This is a genomic window from Actibacterium naphthalenivorans, from assembly GCF_014196965.1.
In the GTDB taxonomy this organism is placed as follows: domain Bacteria; phylum Pseudomonadota; class Alphaproteobacteria; order Rhodobacterales; family Rhodobacteraceae; genus Actibacterium_A; species Actibacterium_A naphthalenivorans.
In genome coordinates, this window is the sequence record NZ_JACIEQ010000001.1 from 1,453,493 (window position 1) to 1,471,738 (window position 18,246).

18 protein-coding genes and 1 tRNA gene are annotated in these 18,246 nt (G+C 64.1%); 12 read left to right on the forward strand and 7 right to left on the reverse strand.

Going from position 1 to position 18,246, the window contains the following annotated elements:
- Window positions 1–33: 33 nt before the first annotated feature.
- Window positions 34–1,608 (reverse strand): PAS-domain containing protein, encoded by a 1,575-nt coding sequence (locus GGR17_RS07170; protein ID WP_054537528.1) that lies wholly within the window; start codon window positions 1,606–1,608, stop codon window positions 34–36.
- 83 nt (window positions 1,609–1,691) lie between these two features.
- On the reverse strand, window positions 1,692–3,092 hold the full coding sequence (gene regB, locus GGR17_RS07175) for a sensor histidine kinase RegB (RefSeq protein WP_054537527.1): 1,401 nt from the start codon (window positions 3,090–3,092) through the stop codon (window positions 1,692–1,694).
- Window positions 3,093–3,187: 95 nt separating this feature from the next.
- Here regB and GGR17_RS07180 point away from each other — a divergent pair, with 95 nt between their 5' ends.
- From GGR17_RS07180 to GGR17_RS07190, 3 genes are all read left to right on the forward strand, one after another.
- The gene (locus tag GGR17_RS07180; RefSeq protein WP_054537526.1) at window positions 3,188–3,817 is read left to right on the forward strand and encodes an SCO family protein; all 630 of its coding nucleotides are present in this window, start codon (window positions 3,188–3,190) and stop codon (window positions 3,815–3,817) included.
- Between the two features lie 80 nt (window positions 3,818–3,897).
- Window positions 3,898–4,452, forward strand: coding sequence for an ActR/PrrA/RegA family redox response regulator transcription factor (locus tag GGR17_RS07185; RefSeq protein ID WP_037203825.1), 555 nt, complete (start codon window positions 3,898–3,900; stop codon window positions 4,450–4,452).
- Between the two features lie 28 nt (window positions 4,453–4,480).
- On the forward strand, window positions 4,481–5,638 hold the full coding sequence (locus GGR17_RS07190) for a glycosyltransferase 61 family protein (protein WP_054537525.1): 1,158 nt from the start codon (window positions 4,481–4,483) through the stop codon (window positions 5,636–5,638).
- A 3-nt stretch (window positions 5,639–5,641) separates the two neighbouring features.
- On the opposite strand, the gene GGR17_RS07195 is transcribed toward GGR17_RS07190, so the two are convergent.
- Window positions 5,642–6,250 (reverse strand): HD domain-containing protein, encoded by a 609-nt coding sequence (locus GGR17_RS07195; RefSeq protein WP_054537524.1) that lies wholly within the window; start codon window positions 6,248–6,250, stop codon window positions 5,642–5,644.
- A gap of 208 nt (window positions 6,251–6,458) precedes the next feature.
- On the opposite strand from GGR17_RS07195, the gene ahcY reads away from it, so the two are divergent.
- Together ahcY and GGR17_RS07205 are read left to right on the forward strand one after the other, a co-directional pair.
- Window positions 6,459–7,853: an adenosylhomocysteinase gene (gene ahcY, locus GGR17_RS07200; protein ID WP_054537523.1), complete on the forward strand. Its 1,395-nt coding sequence runs from the start codon at window positions 6,459–6,461 to the stop codon at window positions 7,851–7,853.
- A gap of 151 nt (window positions 7,854–8,004) precedes the next feature.
- A complete protein-coding gene (locus GGR17_RS07205) occupies window positions 8,005–8,346 on the forward strand; it encodes a DUF2853 family protein (protein ID WP_037203828.1) in 342 nt (113 codons plus the stop codon).
- 268 nt (window positions 8,347–8,614) lie between these two features.
- Here GGR17_RS07205 and GGR17_RS07210 read toward each other — a convergent pair whose 3' ends face one another.
- The 4 genes from GGR17_RS07210 to tsaD are packed head-to-tail and all read right to left on the reverse strand — an operon-like array spanning window position 8,615 to window position 11,372.
- Complete coding sequence (locus tag GGR17_RS07210; protein ID WP_054537522.1) at window positions 8,615–9,034, reverse strand: EVE domain-containing protein; 420 nt, start codon at window positions 9,032–9,034, stop codon at window positions 8,615–8,617.
- The gene (locus GGR17_RS07215; protein ID WP_054537521.1) at window positions 9,034–9,309 is read right to left on the reverse strand and encodes a YciI family protein; all 276 of its coding nucleotides are present in this window, start codon (window positions 9,307–9,309) and stop codon (window positions 9,034–9,036) included. Before GGR17_RS07215 ends, GGR17_RS07210 begins: the two co-directional genes overlap by 1 nt.
- Entirely contained in the window at window positions 9,310–10,278 is a 969-nt protein-coding gene (locus GGR17_RS07220; protein ID WP_054537520.1) for an NAD(P)H-dependent glycerol-3-phosphate dehydrogenase, read from the reverse strand. It abuts the gene before it with no gap.
- Complete coding sequence (tsaD, locus tag GGR17_RS07225) at window positions 10,275–11,372, reverse strand: tRNA (adenosine(37)-N6)-threonylcarbamoyltransferase complex transferase subunit TsaD (RefSeq protein WP_054537519.1); 1,098 nt, start codon at window positions 11,370–11,372, stop codon at window positions 10,275–10,277. Before tsaD ends, GGR17_RS07220 begins: the two co-directional genes overlap by 4 nt.
- Window positions 11,373–11,459: 87 nt before the next feature.
- On the opposite strand from tsaD, the gene GGR17_RS07230 reads away from it, so the two are divergent.
- The 7 genes from GGR17_RS07230 (at window position 11,460) to GGR17_RS07260 (ending at window position 18,245) form a co-directional block, all read left to right on the forward strand.
- Window positions 11,460–12,188 (forward strand): uroporphyrinogen-III synthase, encoded by a 729-nt coding sequence (locus GGR17_RS07230; RefSeq protein ID WP_162231799.1) that lies wholly within the window; start codon window positions 11,460–11,462, stop codon window positions 12,186–12,188.
- Window positions 12,189–12,274: 86 nt separating this feature from the next.
- Window positions 12,275–13,516 (forward strand): COG4223 family protein, encoded by a 1,242-nt coding sequence (locus tag GGR17_RS07235; RefSeq protein ID WP_054537517.1) that lies wholly within the window; start codon window positions 12,275–12,277, stop codon window positions 13,514–13,516.
- A gap of 11 nt (window positions 13,517–13,527) precedes the next feature.
- Window positions 13,528–15,021, forward strand: coding sequence for a heme biosynthesis protein HemY (locus tag GGR17_RS07240; RefSeq protein WP_054537516.1), 1,494 nt, complete (start codon window positions 13,528–13,530; stop codon window positions 15,019–15,021).
- Between the two features lie 44 nt (window positions 15,022–15,065).
- Window positions 15,066–15,141 (forward strand) — tRNA-Thr (locus GGR17_RS07245).
- Between the two features lie 274 nt (window positions 15,142–15,415).
- Window positions 15,416–16,015 (forward strand): TetR/AcrR family transcriptional regulator, encoded by a 600-nt coding sequence (locus GGR17_RS07250; protein ID WP_054540251.1) that lies wholly within the window; start codon window positions 15,416–15,418, stop codon window positions 16,013–16,015.
- Between the two features lie 40 nt (window positions 16,016–16,055).
- Entirely contained in the window at window positions 16,056–17,204 is a 1,149-nt protein-coding gene (locus GGR17_RS07255; protein WP_082386715.1) for an HlyD family secretion protein, read from the forward strand.
- A gap of 9 nt (window positions 17,205–17,213) precedes the next feature.
- Window positions 17,214–18,245: an FUSC family protein gene (locus GGR17_RS07260; protein ID WP_054540250.1), complete on the forward strand. Its 1,032-nt coding sequence runs from the start codon at window positions 17,214–17,216 to the stop codon at window positions 18,243–18,245.
- Window position 18,246: the final 1 nt, after the last annotated feature.

The following is an 18,246-nucleotide window of genomic DNA, read 5'->3' on the forward strand; positions in this document are numbered from 1 at the left end:
TTTAACGCCCCGTGGCGGACCCGCAAGGGGGGTTCAGCCCGCCACGCCGTGCTGCGCCGGCTTACGGGCCTCGCCGGGCAAAAGGGCGGCGACGCTGAACCCCACAAGCGTGGCGCCGCCGGCGATGGTGGTCAGGCGGCAGGTCACCGCGCGGCCATCGGCCATCGTCACCGCCGCGCGCAGTTCCTCGCGCTCGTCGGGGTTGCCGACAAAGGCCTGCGCCTGATCCCAGAACCCGCTGGGCGCTGCGCCTTCGCGCCAGAGCCGGGCCGCATCGTGTATGCCGATTTCGCCCAGCGTTTCCGAAGGATTGCTGTGCCACAGATCCGTATAGGCATCGTTGGAGATGGCCAGAATCCCGGCGGGCGAAAACACGGCGATCGCTTCGTCCATGCTGTCGATCACGGCCTGGCTCATCTCCAGCTCGGCGCGGAACCTGCGGGTCAGCGAGATTTCGGAGCTGATATCCTCGAACAGGAACGCGACAGCCCCGTCGGGATGCGGGCGCCCGGTGACGCGGTAGGTCTGGCCGGTCGGCAGGGTCCAGTTTTCCTCGAAAACCCCGTTTGCGGCTTGCTCTTCGAGCGTCGTCATCTTCTGGCGCCAGGATTTGTAGTTCTTCGGCTCCGGGATCATCTGCTTTTCGCGCAGTTGATCGAGAAAGGAAAACAGCGTCGGGCGCGCCGCAAGAAAGGCCGGATCGAGCATGCACAGGTCGATCAGCGCCGGGTTGAACATCACCAGATGGCGCGACCGGTTGAAAATCGCGAGACCGGTTGGCAGATCGGCGAATGTCTTGCTCAGCGTCTGAACGAAGTTCCGCAACGACAATTCGGCATAAACCGTGGCATCGGCGGGAAGCGCGAAAAACATCGCCGAATCGTTCTGCCGGATCGCGATACAGTCGAACCACTGGACCTCCCCCCCGGGAACCGTGATCGAGATTCGCCGGGGTGCCAGATCATCGGACATTCCGGTTGGCCGCATCGTATCGAACAGGCGCGGCAGCGGCCATGTCAGATCATCCTCGTCGGGGCGCGATTCTCCCACGAGTTTCAGATAGGCGCGATTGGCCCACGTCACCTTGCCCTCGGCGTCTTGCTGCCAGGTCAGGGCAGGCATATGCGCGGCCACTTTGCGCAATATGGCCAGTTCGGAATTCAGCGCGCTCAGCGTCTGATGATCGGTGATCGCGTTGTCCGGGCCGGGCGGAGCATCCAGCACGGCGATGCGCGCGATGCCCCCGAGCCACCAGGCCCGGACCGCCTCTTTGCCGTTTGCGCCTTCCAGTAGCGCGATGCCGGTCTCAGCCAACCGCTCCATTTCTGCGGAAAATCCGGGAAACCGGGGCGTCAGCAGGGCCGAAAGGCGGTTCCAGTCGCTGACGCCCTGTGGCCCCAGCGCCAGCAATCCGCGTGCTTTCGGCGTGGCATCGACCAGATGCCGCCCGTCAAACAGAAACACGGTATCCTCCGCCGCCATATCCGCGATGACGCGCGCCTCTCGCCGCGAAGCGCCCTGTCGGAGTGCCACCACATAAAGCGCGGCGAGCGCCGTCAGAAACGATGTTGCTATCAACAAGACGCCATAGCTGATCTCAGACCACATATTTGTCTACCGCGATTATCCAGAACCCTTGCCGTAAGTAGTTGGCGAGAATGGTTAATCGGAGGTTAAGATCGCAGGAGGGCTCAGGCCTCGAACCGCTGGTTTTCACCCAGCGCCGCTTTTGCCCGGTCGCCGTCGGGCGAGATCGCGTCGCGCGGCCAGACCACCTCGACCACGGCACCGCAGCGTTCGGGCCGTTCGGTGTTTTCCTGAAACGGGTCAAAGCCATTGGCAAAGCTCAGCTCGGCGCCCGACCGTTCCAGCAGCGTTTTCGCGATGAAAAGGCCAAGCCCCATCCCTTCGTACCCCGGCCTGTCGCGCTGATCCGCATCATTGTTGCGGCGGCGCACGAACGGATCGCCGATGCGGCCCAGAACCTGCGGCGAATATCCCGCGCCGTCGTCCATGATCCGCACGCCGATCTGGGTGTCGGACCATTGCGCCTCGATCCAGACGTTGCGATGGGCGAAATCCACGGCGTTCTGGATCAGGTTGCGCAGCCCGTGGATGATCTCGGGGCGCCGCTCTATGCTGGGTTCGCGCGGGTCGCTGCCCTCTTCGGGGAAAATCTCGAAATGAATGATCTTGCCACGGTCCTGATGTGGCTCGGCGGCCTCGCTGACGACATTCGCCAGAGGCGCGATGCGCATGTGCAGATCGTCCTTTCCGGCCCGGCCCATCGAACGCAGGATATCCCGGCACCTGTCGGCCTGCTCACGGATAAGCGCGGCGTCGTCGCGCAGTTCGGGCATATCCTCCAGCTCTTCCATCAGTTCGGAGCTGACCAGCTTGATCGTGGCAAGCGGCGTGCCCAGTTCATGCGCGGCAGCGGCGACCACGCCGCCCAGATCGGTCAGCTTCTGCTCCCGCGCCAGCGCCATCTGCGTGGCCAGAAGCGCCTCTGACATCGAATTGATTTCCGACGTCACGCGCCCCGCATAGAGCGCCAGAAACGAAACCCCGATCAGGATTGCGGCCCAGAAACCGAACAGAAAGATCGCGGGCAATTGCTGGACCTGACCGGCGGTATTCAGCAGCGGAAGGTGGAAAACCGCCAGAATAGTGACGAAAGCAATGGCGGAAACGCCCAGAACAAGGGTCGATTTCGGCCGGAGCGCCGTTGCCGAGATGGTGACCGGCGTGAGCACCAGCAGTGAGAACGGATTATGCAGGCCGCCGGTCAGGAACAGAAGGAAGGAAAGCTGCGCGAGATCGAACAGCAGCATCCGCATCGCCTCGGTTTCCGACAGGCGCTTGTTTTCGGGGAAGATGAAAATGGCCAGCAGGTTGGCGATAATCGCGACGCCAACCGCCAGAAAGCACAGGCCCACGGGCATTTGAAGGCCGAACCATTGCTGGGCCACCGTGATCGCCACGATCTGACCGACGATCGCGATCCAGCGCAGCCAGATCAGTGTGCGCAGCCGCACCCACTGGCTGCGCGCCCAGATCCCCGGAATCTCGATGCTGGTCTGTCCCGCCATGCGGCTGCCCGTTCCCCTGTGGCAAGCTGTTCCCTTGTATATCCCGGCAATCCGCAGGATCAATGTGCCCAGACCGATCGCAAGGGAGAGAGATCATGACGCGCACCTATGCCGCAATCGCCGCCATCGTGGTTGCCGTCCTTCTGGGCATTGCCGCCTATTTCGCCTTTGCCCCCGGCCCGCAGGACAAATTCGCGCAATGCCGGGGGGCGAAGGTTGCCGGCGGCAGCGATGCGATCGGCGGCCCGTTCACCCTGATCAGCGAAACCGGCGAAACCGTGACGGACAAGGATGTGATCACCAAACCGTCTCTGCTTTATTTCGGCTATACGTTCTGCCCCGATGTATGCCCTCTCGACAATGCCCGCAACGCCGAGGCCGTGACGCTGCTGGACGAACGCGGCTATGACGTGACGCCGATCTTCATCTCGATCGACCCCGAAAGGGACACACCCGAGGTGATGGCCGAATTCACCGATTACATGCATCCCAAGATGATCGGGCTGACCGGCACGCCCGAACAGGTCAAGGCCGCCTCGATCGCCTATCGCACCTATTTCAAGAAGCAGGACTCTGACGATCCGGATTACTATCTGGTCGACCATTCCACCTTTACCTATCTGGTTCTGCCCGGCGAAGGCTTCGTGGAATTCTTCCGGCGCGAGGATACGCCCGAAGAAATGGCCGATCGTGTCGCCTGTTTCGTTGATGCGGCCGGAAAGTGATTGAACCGCTAAATTGACCCCCCATCTGTAACACCCTAGAAGTATTCCATTGAATACACGGGTGAACCGGAGGTTGGGGAATGGCAGAGCGCGATTTGCAGGATATCGGCGAAGACAGGTCGCTTCTGCTGGTGGATGACGACGAACCGTTTCTGCGCCGCCTTGCACGCGCGATGGAAAAGCGCGGGTTCGAGCCTGAAACGGCCGAATCCGTGGCCGAGGGCAAGGCCATCGCGATGGCCCGCCCGCCGGCCTATGCGGTTGTCGACCTGCGTCTGGAAGATGGCAACGGCCTCGATGTTGTCGAGGCGCTGAGAGAGAAACGCCCCGATGCCCGGATCGTGGTGCTGACCGGATATGGCGCCATCGCCACCGCTGTGGCCGCGGTGAAGATGGGCGCGACCGACTATCTTTCGAAACCCGCCGATGCCCATGACATCACCGCCGCGCTTCTTGCCCCGTCCGATGCCCTGCCGCCGCCGCCGGAAAATCCGATGTCGGCCGACCGTGTGCGCTGGGAGCATATCCAGCGGGTGTATGAGTTGTGCGACCGCAACGTTTCGGAAACCGCGCGCAGATTGAACATGCACCGCCGCACCCTTCAGCGTATTCTGGCCAAGAGAAGCCCGCGATAAGGGCCCCCGGTCAGCGAGGGAACAGGCATTGGCACGCAGCGACACCGGAACCGCGCCAGACCCGACAGGCGGCTGGTCGACAGAGATCGAGACGCTGCAAGGCGCGGTGGTCGTTCCGCCCGAAATCTCTGCGATGCGTCAGCCGGCCGGTGTACTTTATCCCGATGGGCAATATTGCGGCCACGGCGCGCTTTGGCGCGGCAAGCGCCCGATCACCCTTGCGCCTGCGGCGCCGCAACAGCCGCTGACCCGGCTGCAGGGGCGTTGGCTGTGGGGCGGGATGCTCTGGGCGCATTTCGGGCATTTCCTTGCCGAAAGCACCGCGCGGCTCTGGGCGCTGGATCATGTCGGGGGCAAGCTGGACGGTGTTCTCTACATCCCCAAGCGCCCACGCCTGGGGGATGAGGTCAAAGGCTTTCATCGCGGTTTTCTGGATCTTCTGGGATGTGACCTGCCGATTCACGTGATGGACACGCCCGGCGAGGTGGAAGAGCTTCTGGTGCCCGGCCAGGGGTTCGGCCTTGGCGCGATATCGCAGGGCACCGAAGCGTTCCGCGCGGCCTTTCACGAACGGTTCGGGGCGTCAGTTCCGGCCGACGGGCCGGAAAAACTCTATATCTCGCGTTCGGCGCTCGGCCTTCGCAAGGGCGGCCTTCTGGGCGAAACCTTCGTGGAAGAGCAGCTTGCCGCGCAGGGGTACGAGATTTTTCATCCGCAAAAGCACGACATGAAAACCCAGATCGCCCGCTACAAGGCGGCGCGGCAGGTGATAGCGGCGGATGGCTCGGCGCTGCATCTCTTTGCAATGGTCGGGGGCCCTGAGCAGCAGGTCGCGGTGGTCTTGCGCCGGTCGTCCAACGTGGCCGACAACCTGATCACCCATCTGACCCATTTCTGCGGGCGCGCGCCGCTGGTGCTGAACACGCTGCACCGCGAATGGGTGCCCAAGACCAAGCAGCGCTCCAGCCGCCTGTCCTTTGGCGAGCTGCACCTGCCCCGATTGCAACGCAAACTGGTTCGCCACGGGTTCATCACGCATCAGGGCCACTGGTCGCCCCTGGCCGAGGATCAGCGCAACGCGATCTTCGCGGAAAAAGGCCTTGTGGGCCGGCGCGCCTATATCGCAGCCGAAGGCCTTGGCACCAAACCCGGCGCCCCCGAAATACAGGCCGAAGCCGCGCAATAGGGTCTATTTTTCGGAATTTCCGAGCTGTGCCAGCAGGTCGTTGTGCCGCGCGGTATAGGCCGCGCGCACCTCAACCGGCGGGCGCAGCGTGATGCCCAGCCCGTCAATCAACTCGGGCTTCGGTTTCCCGAAGAACCTGTCGGCCTCGGCCGTGGTGAACCCGGCGATCTGCGTTGCCTCCAGCCAGGCGGAAATCCTGTCGGCCTTCTTGATCTGCTTCTTGACACGGACCGGCACGATGGCCGGCAGGCCAAAGCGGATGTGAACCGCCGCCGCCAGCCTTTCGTCCAACAGGCCGTAATTCGGCCCGACCGCCGCCTTCACCGGCGAGATCATGTCGCCGATCACATATTCAGGTGCGTCATGCAGCAGCGCCGCCAGCCGCCATTTCACCGGCGCCTCCGGCACTATTCTGGCGAAAAGCGCCTCGACCAGAAGGGAATGCTCGGCGACGGAATAGGCGAAATCGCCCTTGGTCTGCCCGTTCCAGCGGGCCACGAAGGCAAGGCCATGGGCGATATCCTCGATCTCGATATCCACGGGCGTGGGATCAAGAAGGTCAAGCCGCCGGCCCGAAAGCATTCGTTGCCAGGCGCGGGCTTCCTTGGGCATGTCGGGTCTCCGGTGTTGGAATGGCTGCTGCCTACCCAATCGGGGCCGGCGTGTAAATCCGCCGGCCCATGACATACATTCGCAACAAAATCCGGCCACTGTGCCGCAGGGCGACACGGCCAGCCGATTTTGAACCGCGTGAGTTGCCCAGAGCAGACCCCGGTGCTATGTGCCGATCAATCATCGTAAACCGTACGGAGCCGCTCAGATGGCAAGCGACTATATTGTAAAAGACATTTCCCTAGCTGATTTCGGCCGCAAGGAGCTGGACATCGCCGAGACGGAAATGCCGGGCCTGATGGCCCTGCGCGAAGAATATGGCGAAGCGCAGCCGCTCAAGGGCGCGCGCATCGCCGGATCGCTGCACATGACCATCCAGACCGCGGTGCTGATCGAAACGCTGGTGGCGCTGGGCGCCGATGTGCGCTGGGCCTCGTGCAACATCTTTTCCACCCAGGATCACGCCGCGGCGGCCATTGCCGCGACGGGCACGCCGGTCTTTGCCGTCAAGGGCGAGACGCTGGAAGAATACTGGGACTATGCCGACCGCATCTTCCAGTTCGAGGACGGCGGCTGCAACATGATCCTGGATGATGGCGGCGACGCCACGCTCTATATCCTGATGGGCGCCCGCGTCGAGGAAGGCGAGGAAGATCTGATCGCCGTGCCTACCAGCGAAGAGGAAGAGGCGCTGTTCGCACAGATCCGCAAGCGGATGGCCGAAAGCCCCGGCTGGTTCGTGAAACAGCGCCACATGATCAAAGGCGTGTCCGAGGAAACCACCACCGGCGTGCATCGCCTGTACAAGATGATGGAAAAGGGCCACCTGCCCTTCCCCGCGATCAACGTGAACGACAGCGTCACCAAGTCGAAGTTCGACAACAAATACGGCTGCAAGGAATCGCTGGTCGACGGCATCCGCCGCGCCACTGACACGATGATGGCCGGCAAGGTTGCCGTTGTCTGCGGCTATGGCGACGTCGGCAAAGGCTCTGCCGCCTCGCTGCGCGGCGCCGGTGCCCGCGTGAAAGTGACCGAGATCGATCCGATCTGCGCGCTTCAGGCGGCGATGGACGGGTTCGAGGTGACGACACTGGAAGATGTGGTGGGCGATGCTGACATCTTCATCACCACCACCGGCAACAAGGACGTGATCCGCATCGAGCATATGCGCGCGATGAAAGACATGGCGATCGTCGGCAACATCGGCCATTTCGACAATGAGATTCAGGTTGCGGCTCTGAAAAACCACAAGTGGACGAATATCAAGGATCAGGTGGATATGATCGAGATGCCCTCGGGCGCGCGGATCATCCTGCTGTCCGAAGGCCGTCTGCTGAACCTCGGCAATGCCACCGGCCACCCGTCTTTCGTGATGTCGGCCAGTTTCACCAACCAGGTTCTGGCCCAGATCGAACTTTGGGCGAAGGGTGAAAACTATGCCAACGAGGTCTATGTGCTGCCCAAGCATCTGGACGAAAAGGTCGCGCGGCTGCATCTCAAGAAGATCGGCGTGAAGCTGACAGAGCTTCTGCCGGATCAGGCCGACTACATCGGTGTTGCCCAGGAAGGCCCCTTCAAGCCCGAGCATTACCGCTACTGACAGGCGCCCATGTGGCTTTCCCCTGCGTTTCAGGGGGAAGACCGTGCCAAAAATCCCTTTGTTCACGCGGAATTCGTCATTACGATCCCCCGCACACGTCAGGGTGCATGCCCTGAGCGGCAAGCAGAGCAAAAAAGGACGGGAGACAAAAATGGGTAAGCGAGACGATCTGATCGCGCAATATGCGGATGATCTGCGCGGCAAATGCGGGATCGAGCCGGATATGGCGCTTCTGACGAAGGTCACGATTGGCTGCGGCCCGGCGATCTACAACGCCGATGCGTCCACCGTGGCGGGTTCGCAGGCCGCAGAGCTGGAAACGGTCAAGGAAAACTTCCTGATCAAGAAGCTGGGCCTGAGCGATGGGCCCGAATTGATGGATGCGATCAATTCGGTGATCGAGACCTATGGCAAATCCGAGCGGAACAAATACCGCGCGGTTGTTTATTACATGCTGACCAAACATTTCGGCAAAGAGTCGATCTACGGCTGATTGCCTTTGAGATGATCAAAACGCCCGCCGGAACAGCGGGCGTTTTTTTGTGGCCCGTCGCGATGTGGTGCGGTTTTCCTAGAATTTTAAAGGTCATTTCGGCCCAGCACGCCCGGTGTTCACCGAATGGAAAGCTTCCGCGCGCCATGCTGAGACAAGACAAAGGCCAGGATGGCCGAGACCTTATTTCTGAACACGTGCGGTGCTGTGGGAGCGCGTGGGGTGGAGGAGGGTCCCGGTATCCGGGGCCCTCCATTTCACAAACCCGTCAGGAGGGCAGCCCGCCAACTGCGCAGACGATATCCCATTCGGCGTCGGATACCGGCTGTACCGACAGCCGCGAATTGTTGACCAGTACCATGTCTTTCAACCGCGCGTCCGCCTTGCACATCTCCAGCGTTACCGGCCGGGGCAGGGGTCTGACCGCCTTGATATCCACGCATTCCCAGCGCTCATCGTCGGTTGTGCTGTCGGGATGGGCCGGGGCGATGACCTCGACAATGCCGACAATCGCCTTTTCCTTCAGCGAGTGATAGAAAAACCCGCGCTCGCCAACCTGCATGGCGCGCATGTTGTTGCGGGCCTGATAGTTGCGCACACCGTCCCATTCCTCGCCCGCGTCGCCTTTCGCCACCTGATCGTCCCAGCTCCAGGTGTTCGGCTCGGATTTGAACAACCAGAAGGCCATCAGCCGATCACCCGGTTCCAGTGCTGGATTGCCACGCTTTCAAACAACCCCGCCTGCGCATAGGGATCGCCCTCTGCCCAGGCCTGCGCATCCGACAGCGCGCCAACCTCGAGGATCAGAAGCGATCCGCACATATCGCCGGCCTCGTCCAGAAACGGGCCGGCCTGGGTGACCACGCCGGTCTCCTTGAGGTAGGAAAGATGCGCATCGCGGTTGGCCTTGCGCGTTTCCAGATGGCCGGGTTTGTCTTTGCAGATCACAGCGAACAGCGGCATTCATTCCTCCTTCAGCGGCCGGGCCAGAAGCGCCTCTGTAGCCTCGGCAATTGTGCATTTTTCATCAATAACAGCAGCTACCATAGTCGTGATCGGCATGTCGATCCCGCGTTCACGGGCGAGCATGGCCACGGCCTTTGCCGTGGCGGCCCCCTCGACGGTGATCGTGCGGTCGAACTCCTCCGTGCGGCCCAGTGAAAGGCCGAACCGGAAGTTGCGCGATTGCGCCGATGTGCAGGTCAGCACCATGTCGCCCAGCCCCGACAGGCCGGAAAGCGTCTCTGTCTCGGCGCCAAACGCGAGGGCAAGGCGCTGCATCTCGGCAAAGCCGCGGGTCATCAGCGCGGCGCGCGCGCTATCGCCCAGCCCCGCGCCGATGACGATACCGCAGGCAATCGCGACCACGTTCTTCAGCGCGCCGCCCAGTTCCGCCCCGATCGTGTCGGCGCTTCGGTAAAGCCGCAGGTTGGGGGCGGACAGAAGCTGTTGAAGCCGTTTTCCGGCCTCGGCATCCGCGCAGGCCAGCGTCAGCGCGGTGGGCAGGCCGCGCGCGATATCGGCGGCAAAGCTCGGCCCGGTCAGGACGGCGGGGATAGAGGCGGGGCAGATATCTGCGATGATCGCGGTCGGCCCGCGCATGGTGACAAGATCAACACCCTTTGAACAGGCGACAAGCGGGGCGCCGTCGAGAGCACCGCGATGCGTGGCCAGAAAATCCGAAAGGGTTTGCATGGGAACCGCCAGCAAAACCGCATCCACCCCGCTCAGGTCAGCGGCTTGGCCTGTCACGGTCACGACGTCGGGCAGGGCGCAGCCCGGCAGGCGCGCGCGGTTTTCGCGCCGGGCCTGCATCTCCGCCACATGCGCCCGATCGCGGGCCCAAAGCGTGACGTTGCGCCCGGCAAGCCCCAGCGCTATGGCCAGCGCCGTGCCGAACGCACCCGCCCCCGCGATGCCGATCCTGCTCATGCCTTCGCGCCTTTCTTGCCCGATCCCAGCAATGCCGGGCTGTTGCGGTCCAGCGGCCAGCGCGGCCGCGCGGCAAGCGTCATGTCATCGCGTCGGCCCAGCCGGAAAAGCTCGATCCCCGCCCAGGCGATCATCGCGGCATTGTCGGTGCAAAGCGGCAAGGGAGGTGCGGTGAAACGCACACCAAGAGCGTCGGAAACCGTCTCTAACCCGGCCCGAATGGCCTTGTTCGCGGCAACGCCGCCAGCGACGGCAAAGGCCGGTTCCGCAGGTGCGCCGGCCATGTATTCGGCCAGGGCCCGCCGTGATTTCTCGGCCAGCACATCGCGGACGGCCGCCTGAAAGCCCGCGCAAAGATCTGCCCGGTCTTGCACCGTGAGCCCGCCCTTGTCGGCCACAAGCGCATCGCGGGCGCGCAGCACCGCTGTCTTGAGCCCCGAAAAGGACATGTCGCAGCCCTGCCTGTCGAGCAGGGGGCGCGGCAGGGCGAAACGGGTTTCATCACCCTTGGCGGCCTGCGCCTCGACCGATGGCCCGCCGGGCTGCGGCAAGCCCAACAGCCGCGCGGTCTTGTCAAAGGCCTCGCCGGGTGCATCGTCGATCGTGCCGCCCAGGCGGGTGAAATCGTCGGGCCCGTTCACGCGCAGAAACTGACAATGCCCGCCGGACACCAGCAAGATCAGATAGGGAAAGCGAAGCTGATCGGTCAGCCGCGGTGTCAACGCATGCCCGGCCAGGTGATTCACCCCGATCAGCGGCAAGCCGGAGGCCGCCGCGATACCCTTGGCACACATGACGCCTGACAGAACCCCGCCGATCAGCCCCGGCCCGGCGGTGACGGCCACGGCCTCAAGCCCGGAAAGGCCCAGACCCGCCTTGGAAAGTGCCTCTTCCACGCAAATATCGAGCTTTTCGGCATGGGCGCGGGCCGCGATCTCGGGCACGACACCGCCATAGGCCGCGTGCAGCGCCGTCTGCCCGGCCACGACGGAAGACAGGATTTCCGGCGCCCGCCCGGGGACATGGCGCACAACGGCGGCCGCCGTATCATCGCAGCTGCTTTCCAGCCCGAGTATCGTCAGGGGGTCAGCCATATGTCTGCCGTTGCTTGGGTCATCCCCGGCAGGTAACACCGGGGAAGGTTCCAGACAATCCCGGCGTGCAGCGCGATGACACAGCAGATGATCCTTCTCGTAACGCGCCCGCGCCGGCAGGCCGTGGGGTTCGCCAGATCCTTTCGGGTGCGATTCGGCGAAGAGGTGCCGATCGTCATTTCCCCGGTGCTCGAGGTCGCGCCTGCGGGCGACCCGCCGGTGCTCGATGGGATTTCGGGGTTGATATTCACCTCCGCCAACGGGGTGGAGGTGTTTTCCAACCTGACGGATGACAGGCGGCTCTCCGCCTATTGCGTGGGCGCGGCGACGGCCGCTGTGGCGCGCGGGGCGGGGCTTGAGGTGGCTCTCGTGACGCAGAATGCCGATGATCTCGTGGCCGGTCTGCTGGCGGCGCCGCCGGGCGGGGTTCTGCTTCATCTGCACGGGGTGCATACGCGCGGTGCTGTCGCGCAGCGTCTGACGGCGGGCGGCCAGCTGTGCCGGGCGCAGGTGATCTATGATCAGGTTGCGCAGGGATTGAGCCTGCAGGCACGGGGCGTTCTGTCGGGCCGCGCGACGGTGCTTTTGCCGCTGTTCTCGCCACGCAGCGCCGCGCTTGTTGCCGAAGCGGCGCAGAGCGCAACCGCCCCGCTTGCCCTCGCGGCGCTGAGCCCGGCGGTACGCGCGGCCTGGGCCGGGCCGGAGCCCGCGCTGGAGTGTACGGCGCACCGCCCCGACAGCGATGCGATGCTTGATGCGCTGAAGATGCTTATTGACGCAGTGCAGCGCCTTGAGGGAGGCGACCACCCAAGCTAAGCTGCCCTGGCGCAGCCGGGCGTTGGTATTGGGTTTGGCGATAGAAAGGGTGGGGTTCCGTGGCACGACCAGAAGAGTCATCGAAGATGAGCGAGTCCGATTCGCTTCCTGACGAAGAGGGCACATCCTCGATAGAACCGGAGGAGAGCCCGGCGGAAACCACCGAGACGACCCCCGGCATCAGCGAAACCGACGAAGCCTCGATCGCCGAAATGGCAGAGGAAGAAGGTCTTCCCCCCGCTTCGGAAGAGCCTGAACCGACCGAAGAACCGGTTGCTCCGATGGCGCCGCCGCCTGCCAGGCGCGGACGCGTCGGGTTCTGGGGCACCTTGCTGGGCGGGGTGCTGGCCGCCGTGATCGGGTTCGGCGCCGCGCAGTTTGCCGGGCCGCTGGATCTGCCGTTTCTGAACAATCGCGCCGACACCGGAATGGCGGAAACGCTTGCTGGCCAGCAGGAAAGGCTGACGGCGCTGTCGGCCGAGGTCTCGCGCCTGAGCGATGCGGTGGCCGCCGCCGAAAGCCGCGATCGGGGGGCCGAGCTTTCGGACCGGATCGCCGGTCTGGAAACTTCGCTGACCGATCAGATTGAGGCGCTGAAGACCGAATTCGGAGGAGTTCGTGACGAACTGGCCGGTTTCGAAACCCGCCTGACCACGCTCGAAAAGCGCCCGGTGGCCGAAACCGGGGATATCTCTGGCGCCGTCGCCGCCTATGAGCGGGAGCTTGACGCGATGCGCAGCGAGCTTGTGGCGCAGCGCGCGCAGAACGCCGAGCTTGCGGCTGGGATCACCGCCGCCGCCGAAAGCGCCAGCGCCGAGATCGACGCCGCCGCGCAGCGCGCGCATGAGCTGGAAGAGCGGGGCGCGATGATGCGCATTCTGGCATCTCTCGAAACCGGCGGCGGGTTTGCCCCGGCGCTCGACGTGCTGTCCGGGCGGGATGTGCCCGCCGCGCTTTCGGCCGCCGCAGACGGCGTGCCGACGATCGCCGCGCTGAAAGAACAGTTTGCCGAACCGGCCCGCGCCGCGCTCGACGCCTCGTTGCGGGTCGAGGCGGGTGACAACCCCGGCGACCGGCTGAGCGCTTTCCTGCGCGCGCAGGTCGGGGCACGTTCGCTGACCCCGCGCGAAGGCAACGATCCCGATGCCATCCTGTCGCGTGCCGAAGCGGCGGTTGCCGAGGGCCGGCTGCAAGATGCGCTGGCCGAGATCGCCGCGCTGCCCGACGAAGGGCAGGCCGAGATGGCGGGCTGGGTGGCGGATGCCAAAACCCGGATCGAGGCGGTTGCCGCGGCAAAGGCCCTCGCGGCCACAATGAACCTGAACTGAGGACGTAACGAATGCTTTGGTCCCTGCTCAAGATCCTGCTCTTCGTTGTCCTTGTCGCGGGGCTGACCCTGGGGGCCGGTTTCCTGATGGAAATCGACACCGGGCTGCGCATCGCCTTTGCCGGATGGGAATTCACGCTCGGCCCGCTTCAGGCCGTGATCGTGGCGCTATTGCTGCTCGTTCTGATCTGGGCCGTGCTCAAGCTTGCCGGTTTTCTCGTGGCGCTGTTGCGGTTTGTGATGGGAGACGAAACCGCCCTGTCGCGCTATTTCAACCGCAACCGGGAACGGCGCGGGTTCAAGGCGCTGGCCGACAGCATGATGGCGCTGGCCTCGGGCGATGGGCGCGAGGCGATGACCAAGGCCGCCCGCGCGGAGCGTCTGCTGCACCGGCCCGAGCTGACCAACCTTCTGACCGCCCAGGCCGCGGAACTGGCCGGCGACCGCAAGAAGGCGCAGGAGGTTTACAAGCAGCTTCTGTCGGATGACCGCACGCGCTTTGTCGGCATTCGCGGGATCATGAAGCAGAAGCTGGCCGAAGGTGACACTGACACCGCGCTGAAGCTGGCCGAAAAGGCCTTTGCCCTGAAACCGGGCCATGTGGAAACGCAGGATACGCTTCTGCGGCTTCAGGCCGAACATGCCGATTGGGTGGGTGCGCGCAAGACGCTGAACGCCAAGCTGAAGCATGGCGCGCTGCCCCGCGATGTTCACAAGCGGCGCGATGCGGTTCTGGCCCTGTCCGGAGCGCGCGATGTGCTGGCCGAGGGCAAGACGATCGAAGCCCGCGAAGCCGCGGTCGAGGCGAACCGCCTGTCGCCCGATCTGATCCCCGCCGCCGCGATGGCCGCGCGAACCTATATCGAACAGGGCAAGCCCCGCTACGCCGCCCGCGTTCTGAAAAAGGCGTGGGAGGCACAGCCGCACCCCGAGCTTGCAACCGCCTTTGCCGAGATCAAGCCCGATGAATCCCCGGCCGAGCGGGTCAAGCGGTTCCGGGCGCTGACCAGCCTTGCGCCGGATCACCCCGAAACCCGGATGTTGCTGGCCGAGCTTCATATCGCGGCCGAGGACTTTCCCGAGGCGCGCAAGGCGCTGGGCAATCTTGCCGAAACCGATCCGACCGCCCGCGCGCTCACGCTGATGGCGGCGATCGAGCGTGGCCAGGGCGCCGATGACAGCGTCGTGCGGGGCTGGCTGACGCGCGCCCTGACCGCCTCGCGCGGGCCGCAGTGGATCTGCGACAATTGCGGCACCGTTCACGCGGCCTGGGCGCCGATCTGCGGCCAGTGCGGCAGCTTCGACACGCTATCGTGGAAAATCGCGCCGACGGGCGAGCTGACGATGCCGCATTCCACCGAGATGCTCCCGCTGATCGTGGGTGCGATCGAAGACACGCCTGAAGATATCGAACCGGCCGAGTCTGTTGAGGAGGGCGGCGCGGAAGAGAGTGTTTCCGAGGCCGAGGTGCTTGCGCCGGAAGAACAGGAAAAAGCCGTAAATTAGGGCTACACAGCCCAGACGGAGGGTGCTAAAGAGCGCGCCACCACGCCGCTGTAGCTCAGATGGTAGAGCACGTCATTCGTAATGATGGGGTCGGGGGTTCGAGTCCCTTCAGCGGCACCATTAAAATCAAGCGGGCATCCCGGACCCTCTTGGTTTTTATCCCTCAGCAAAGCACACGCAGCTCGCGCCTGGTGATGATACAGGCCCAGCCCCTGCAGGGGTCCGGCACGCGATCGGCCACGCTCCTTTTCGCTCGAACCACCTTGGCAAACGCGCCAACCCCCGCGGTTGATCGCCAGCTAGCCGCGCGCCTTGGGCCCGCAGTGAAATATCAAGGGCCGTGCCAAATCCTTGCCTGTTGACATCCGGACACCGATGTCCGTATGAGCGGGGAATGAGCAAGCGCGCGGATGCACGTCAAAATCGCGCCAGGATTCTGGCCGCCGCGGCGGATGTTGTCGCTGAAGAGGGCACTTCGGTGCCTCTTGATCTTGTGTGCGCGCGTGCCGCCGTCGGGCGCGCGACCCTTTACCGGAACTTTCCCGACCGGCAGGCGTTGATGCTGGCCTTGCTGGACGAAACGCTTGAACGGCTCGAAGCGGCAGCGGTTGCTCTGGGTGGCAGGGATGACGCGGTTTTTGCGCTGCTGGCGCATGTGGCCGAGGAGATGGCGGACAGCATGGCCTTGTTCGATTACTTGAGCACCGCCGATATCTCGGTCGAGACGGTGTCGGCCAGCCGGGCCCGATTGGCCGTGGTGCTGGACGCGCCGATCGAACGGGCGCGACAGGCCGGTCTGATCCGCGCGACGGTCGGGACACCGGACATGCTTTTGGCCTTTCGGATGTTCGCCGGCGTTCTGCAGGACAGGGACGCGGCCACCCGGAAGCAAACCTGCCAGCGCGCGCTGGACATCGTGATTCACGGCATTGCCGCCTCGCCGAAGGTGGATGGCGTCGCGGTTTGGGCCGAAAACGGTTCATTCCAAAAGTAATTTGCCCAAAGTGATAAGACAGAATGGAAACGACCCGGACATGACGAACACCCCCGATACAGAAACGACGCCCGGCCCCGGCACCCCGGCTTCGGAAACCGTGGCAGACGAGGCAAAGGCCGGCAATCCGGCCAAGAAAGTCGGTTTGCTCGTACTGCTGATCCTTGCCGGCATCGTCGGGTGGTACGTGGCCTCCGACCGCTACGCGCCGGGCACGAACCGGGGCATCGTCATGGCCAACGTGACACAGGTCGCCCCGCGCGTTTCCGGCCGCGTGATGCGGGTTGAGGTCGACGATAACGCCTTTGTCGCCGCCGACGCGCCGCTTTTCCACATTGACGCACGCCCGTTTCAGCTGGTTGTCGAACAGGCCAAGGCACAGTTGCAACAGGCGCATCAGTCTCTTGATGCGTCTTCGGCCCAGCTTGTGGCCAGCCAGGCCAATGTCGCGCAGGCGCGCGCCAGTCTGGAAAATGCCCGTGCCGCCAATGACCGCACCCTGGCCCTGTCCCGGCGCGGTCTGGTGCCCAAAGCCCAGGTGGACAACGCGCGCGCCGCTTTGGAAAACGCGCAGGCCACATTGGATGCCGCCCTGGCGCAGCTTGACAGCGCCAAACGCCAGCTGGGGGTCACGGGGGACGACAACCCGCAGATCCGCGCGGCGCAGCTGCGGCTGGAGCAGGCGAATTACGACCTTTTGTCCACCACGGTGCGCGCGCCGCGCCCGGGCGTGGTGACGAACCTGAAACTGTCGGTGGGTCAGTTCATGGGCGCCGGCAGCCCGGCGATGACGTTCATCGAATCCGAAGGCTTCTGGATCAACGCGGATCTGCGCGAGAACCAGCTGGTGAATGTCGATCCGGGCGACACGGTGGAGATTCTGTTCGACGCCCTGCCGGGCCGGATCTTCCAGGGCCGGGTGGATAGTATCGCCTGGGGGATCAACCCCGGCCAGACCGAGGTCGGAGGGCTGCCGGTCAACAAGCCCGCGACACAGTGGTTCGAACCCGCACGCCGGATTCCCGTGCGCATCAACCTTGACACCGAAGGCACCGGGATGTGGCCGCAAAAGGCGCGCCTGGGCGGCAAGGTCAGCGTGCTGATCCATGCCCAAAGGCCGGGGCATCCGATTTCGCTTCTGGCTGCGTTCTTCCTGCGGCTGCAGGGTTTCGCCACCGCCCTGTACTGAGGCAGCAAGATGTATGTGACCCCAAGGCCGGTGCTTGCCGACGATCCGCTCTTTGCGGTGCGCATGGCCTTTATGTCGGTCATCGGCATCATCGTCATTCAGATCACCCATCCGGCCATACCGCCCCTGATCGCGGCGCTGCCGGTCGGTCTGATGGCGGGCAGCCGCAAGGCCTTCAGCCCGGCGCGGGCCATTGGCGCGCCGATTGCCTTTATCGCGGCGATCTGGCTGATGACGGCGCTGGTGGCGCTGACACGGGATGTGCCGGTGCTGATGCTGGCCCTCGTGTTCTGCGTCTATTTCCTGGCCTTCTATATCACGCGCCGCACGGGCAGCCCGTTCGGGATGCTCATCCTTGTGGCGGCGTCGCTGATGTCGATCATGGGCATGAAGGAACGCGCCGCGCTGTTCTATTTCCGCGACGGGTTCATCGAAGGGTCGCTGGTGGCGCTGGTCGCCGTGCCGGTGCTGTATTACCTGCTGCCAGCCGCCTCGAACCAGGTTCATGTGGACGAACCCGAGCCCGCCTGGGGCCATCATGGCAAGGGGTCTCTGATCCGGGCCGTGGTGATGATGTTGCTCAGCTTCTGGCTGCACGCGATCCTTCCGGCCTCGGATATGCTGCTGGCGGTGGCGGCGGTCTTCGTGCTTGTCTTTCCCACCCGTGAACAGGTCTTTTCCGAAGCGCGCGAACGGGTGATCGCAACCGCCTATGGCGCGGGGCTAAGCATGGTGATCCTGACGATCCTGACCTTCAGTTCGCATTTCGAGGTGCTGATCGGCCTGGTGTTCCTGGCCGGGCTGTTTCTGGCCGACCGGATGATCCACGGGCGCTACGAGGCGATGGTGTATCAGTTCGCCCTGACCACCACGCTGGCCCTGGTCATGAGCGCGCTTTCCACCCAAAGCCCCGGCTACGCCGCCTTTACGCGCATCGTGCTGGTCTTTGGCGGGGCGGTCGCCGCAGCGTTTCTGGTGGCGCTGCTGGACGCGATCTTTCTTGGCCCCGAACAGCCCGACAACCCCGCGGCACTGGGCTGAG

Coding starts and splice junctions, on each gene's coding strand:
- GGR17_RS07170 (WP_054537528.1), bottom strand. CDS start 1,608: ATGTGGTCTGAGATCAGCTATGGCGTCTTGTTGATAGCAACATCGTTT.
- regB (WP_054537527.1), bottom strand. CDS start 3,092: ATGGCGGGACAGACCAGCATCGAGATTCCGGGGATCTGGGCGCGCAGC.
- GGR17_RS07180 (WP_054537526.1), top strand. CDS start 3,188: ATGACGCGCACCTATGCCGCAATCGCCGCCATCGTGGTTGCCGTCCTT.
- GGR17_RS07185 (WP_037203825.1), top strand. CDS start 3,898: ATGGCAGAGCGCGATTTGCAGGATATCGGCGAAGACAGGTCGCTTCTG.
- GGR17_RS07195 (WP_054537524.1), bottom strand. CDS start 6,250: ATGCCCAAGGAAGCCCGCGCCTGGCAACGAATGCTTTCGGGCCGGCGG.
- ahcY (WP_054537523.1), top strand. CDS start 6,459: ATGGCAAGCGACTATATTGTAAAAGACATTTCCCTAGCTGATTTCGGC.
- GGR17_RS07205 (WP_037203828.1), top strand. CDS start 8,005: ATGGGTAAGCGAGACGATCTGATCGCGCAATATGCGGATGATCTGCGC.
- GGR17_RS07210 (WP_054537522.1), bottom strand. CDS start 9,034: ATGGCCTTCTGGTTGTTCAAATCCGAGCCGAACACCTGGAGCTGGGAC.
- GGR17_RS07215 (WP_054537521.1), bottom strand. CDS start 9,309: ATGCCGCTGTTCGCTGTGATCTGCAAAGACAAACCCGGCCATCTGGAA.
- GGR17_RS07220 (WP_054537520.1), bottom strand. CDS start 10,278: ATGAGCAGGATCGGCATCGCGGGGGCGGGTGCGTTCGGCACGGCGCTG.
- tsaD (WP_054537519.1), bottom strand. CDS start 11,372: ATGGCTGACCCCCTGACGATACTCGGGCTGGAAAGCAGCTGCGATGAT.
- GGR17_RS07230 (WP_162231799.1), top strand. CDS start 11,460: ATGATCCTTCTCGTAACGCGCCCGCGCCGGCAGGCCGTGGGGTTCGCC.
- GGR17_RS07235 (WP_054537517.1), top strand. CDS start 12,275: ATGAGCGAGTCCGATTCGCTTCCTGACGAAGAGGGCACATCCTCGATA.
- GGR17_RS07240 (WP_054537516.1), top strand. CDS start 13,528: ATGCTTTGGTCCCTGCTCAAGATCCTGCTCTTCGTTGTCCTTGTCGCG.
- GGR17_RS07250 (WP_054540251.1), top strand. CDS start 15,416: ATGAGCAAGCGCGCGGATGCACGTCAAAATCGCGCCAGGATTCTGGCC.
- GGR17_RS07255 (WP_082386715.1), top strand. CDS start 16,056: ATGACGAACACCCCCGATACAGAAACGACGCCCGGCCCCGGCACCCCG.
- GGR17_RS07260 (WP_054540250.1), top strand. CDS start 17,214: ATGTATGTGACCCCAAGGCCGGTGCTTGCCGACGATCCGCTCTTTGCG.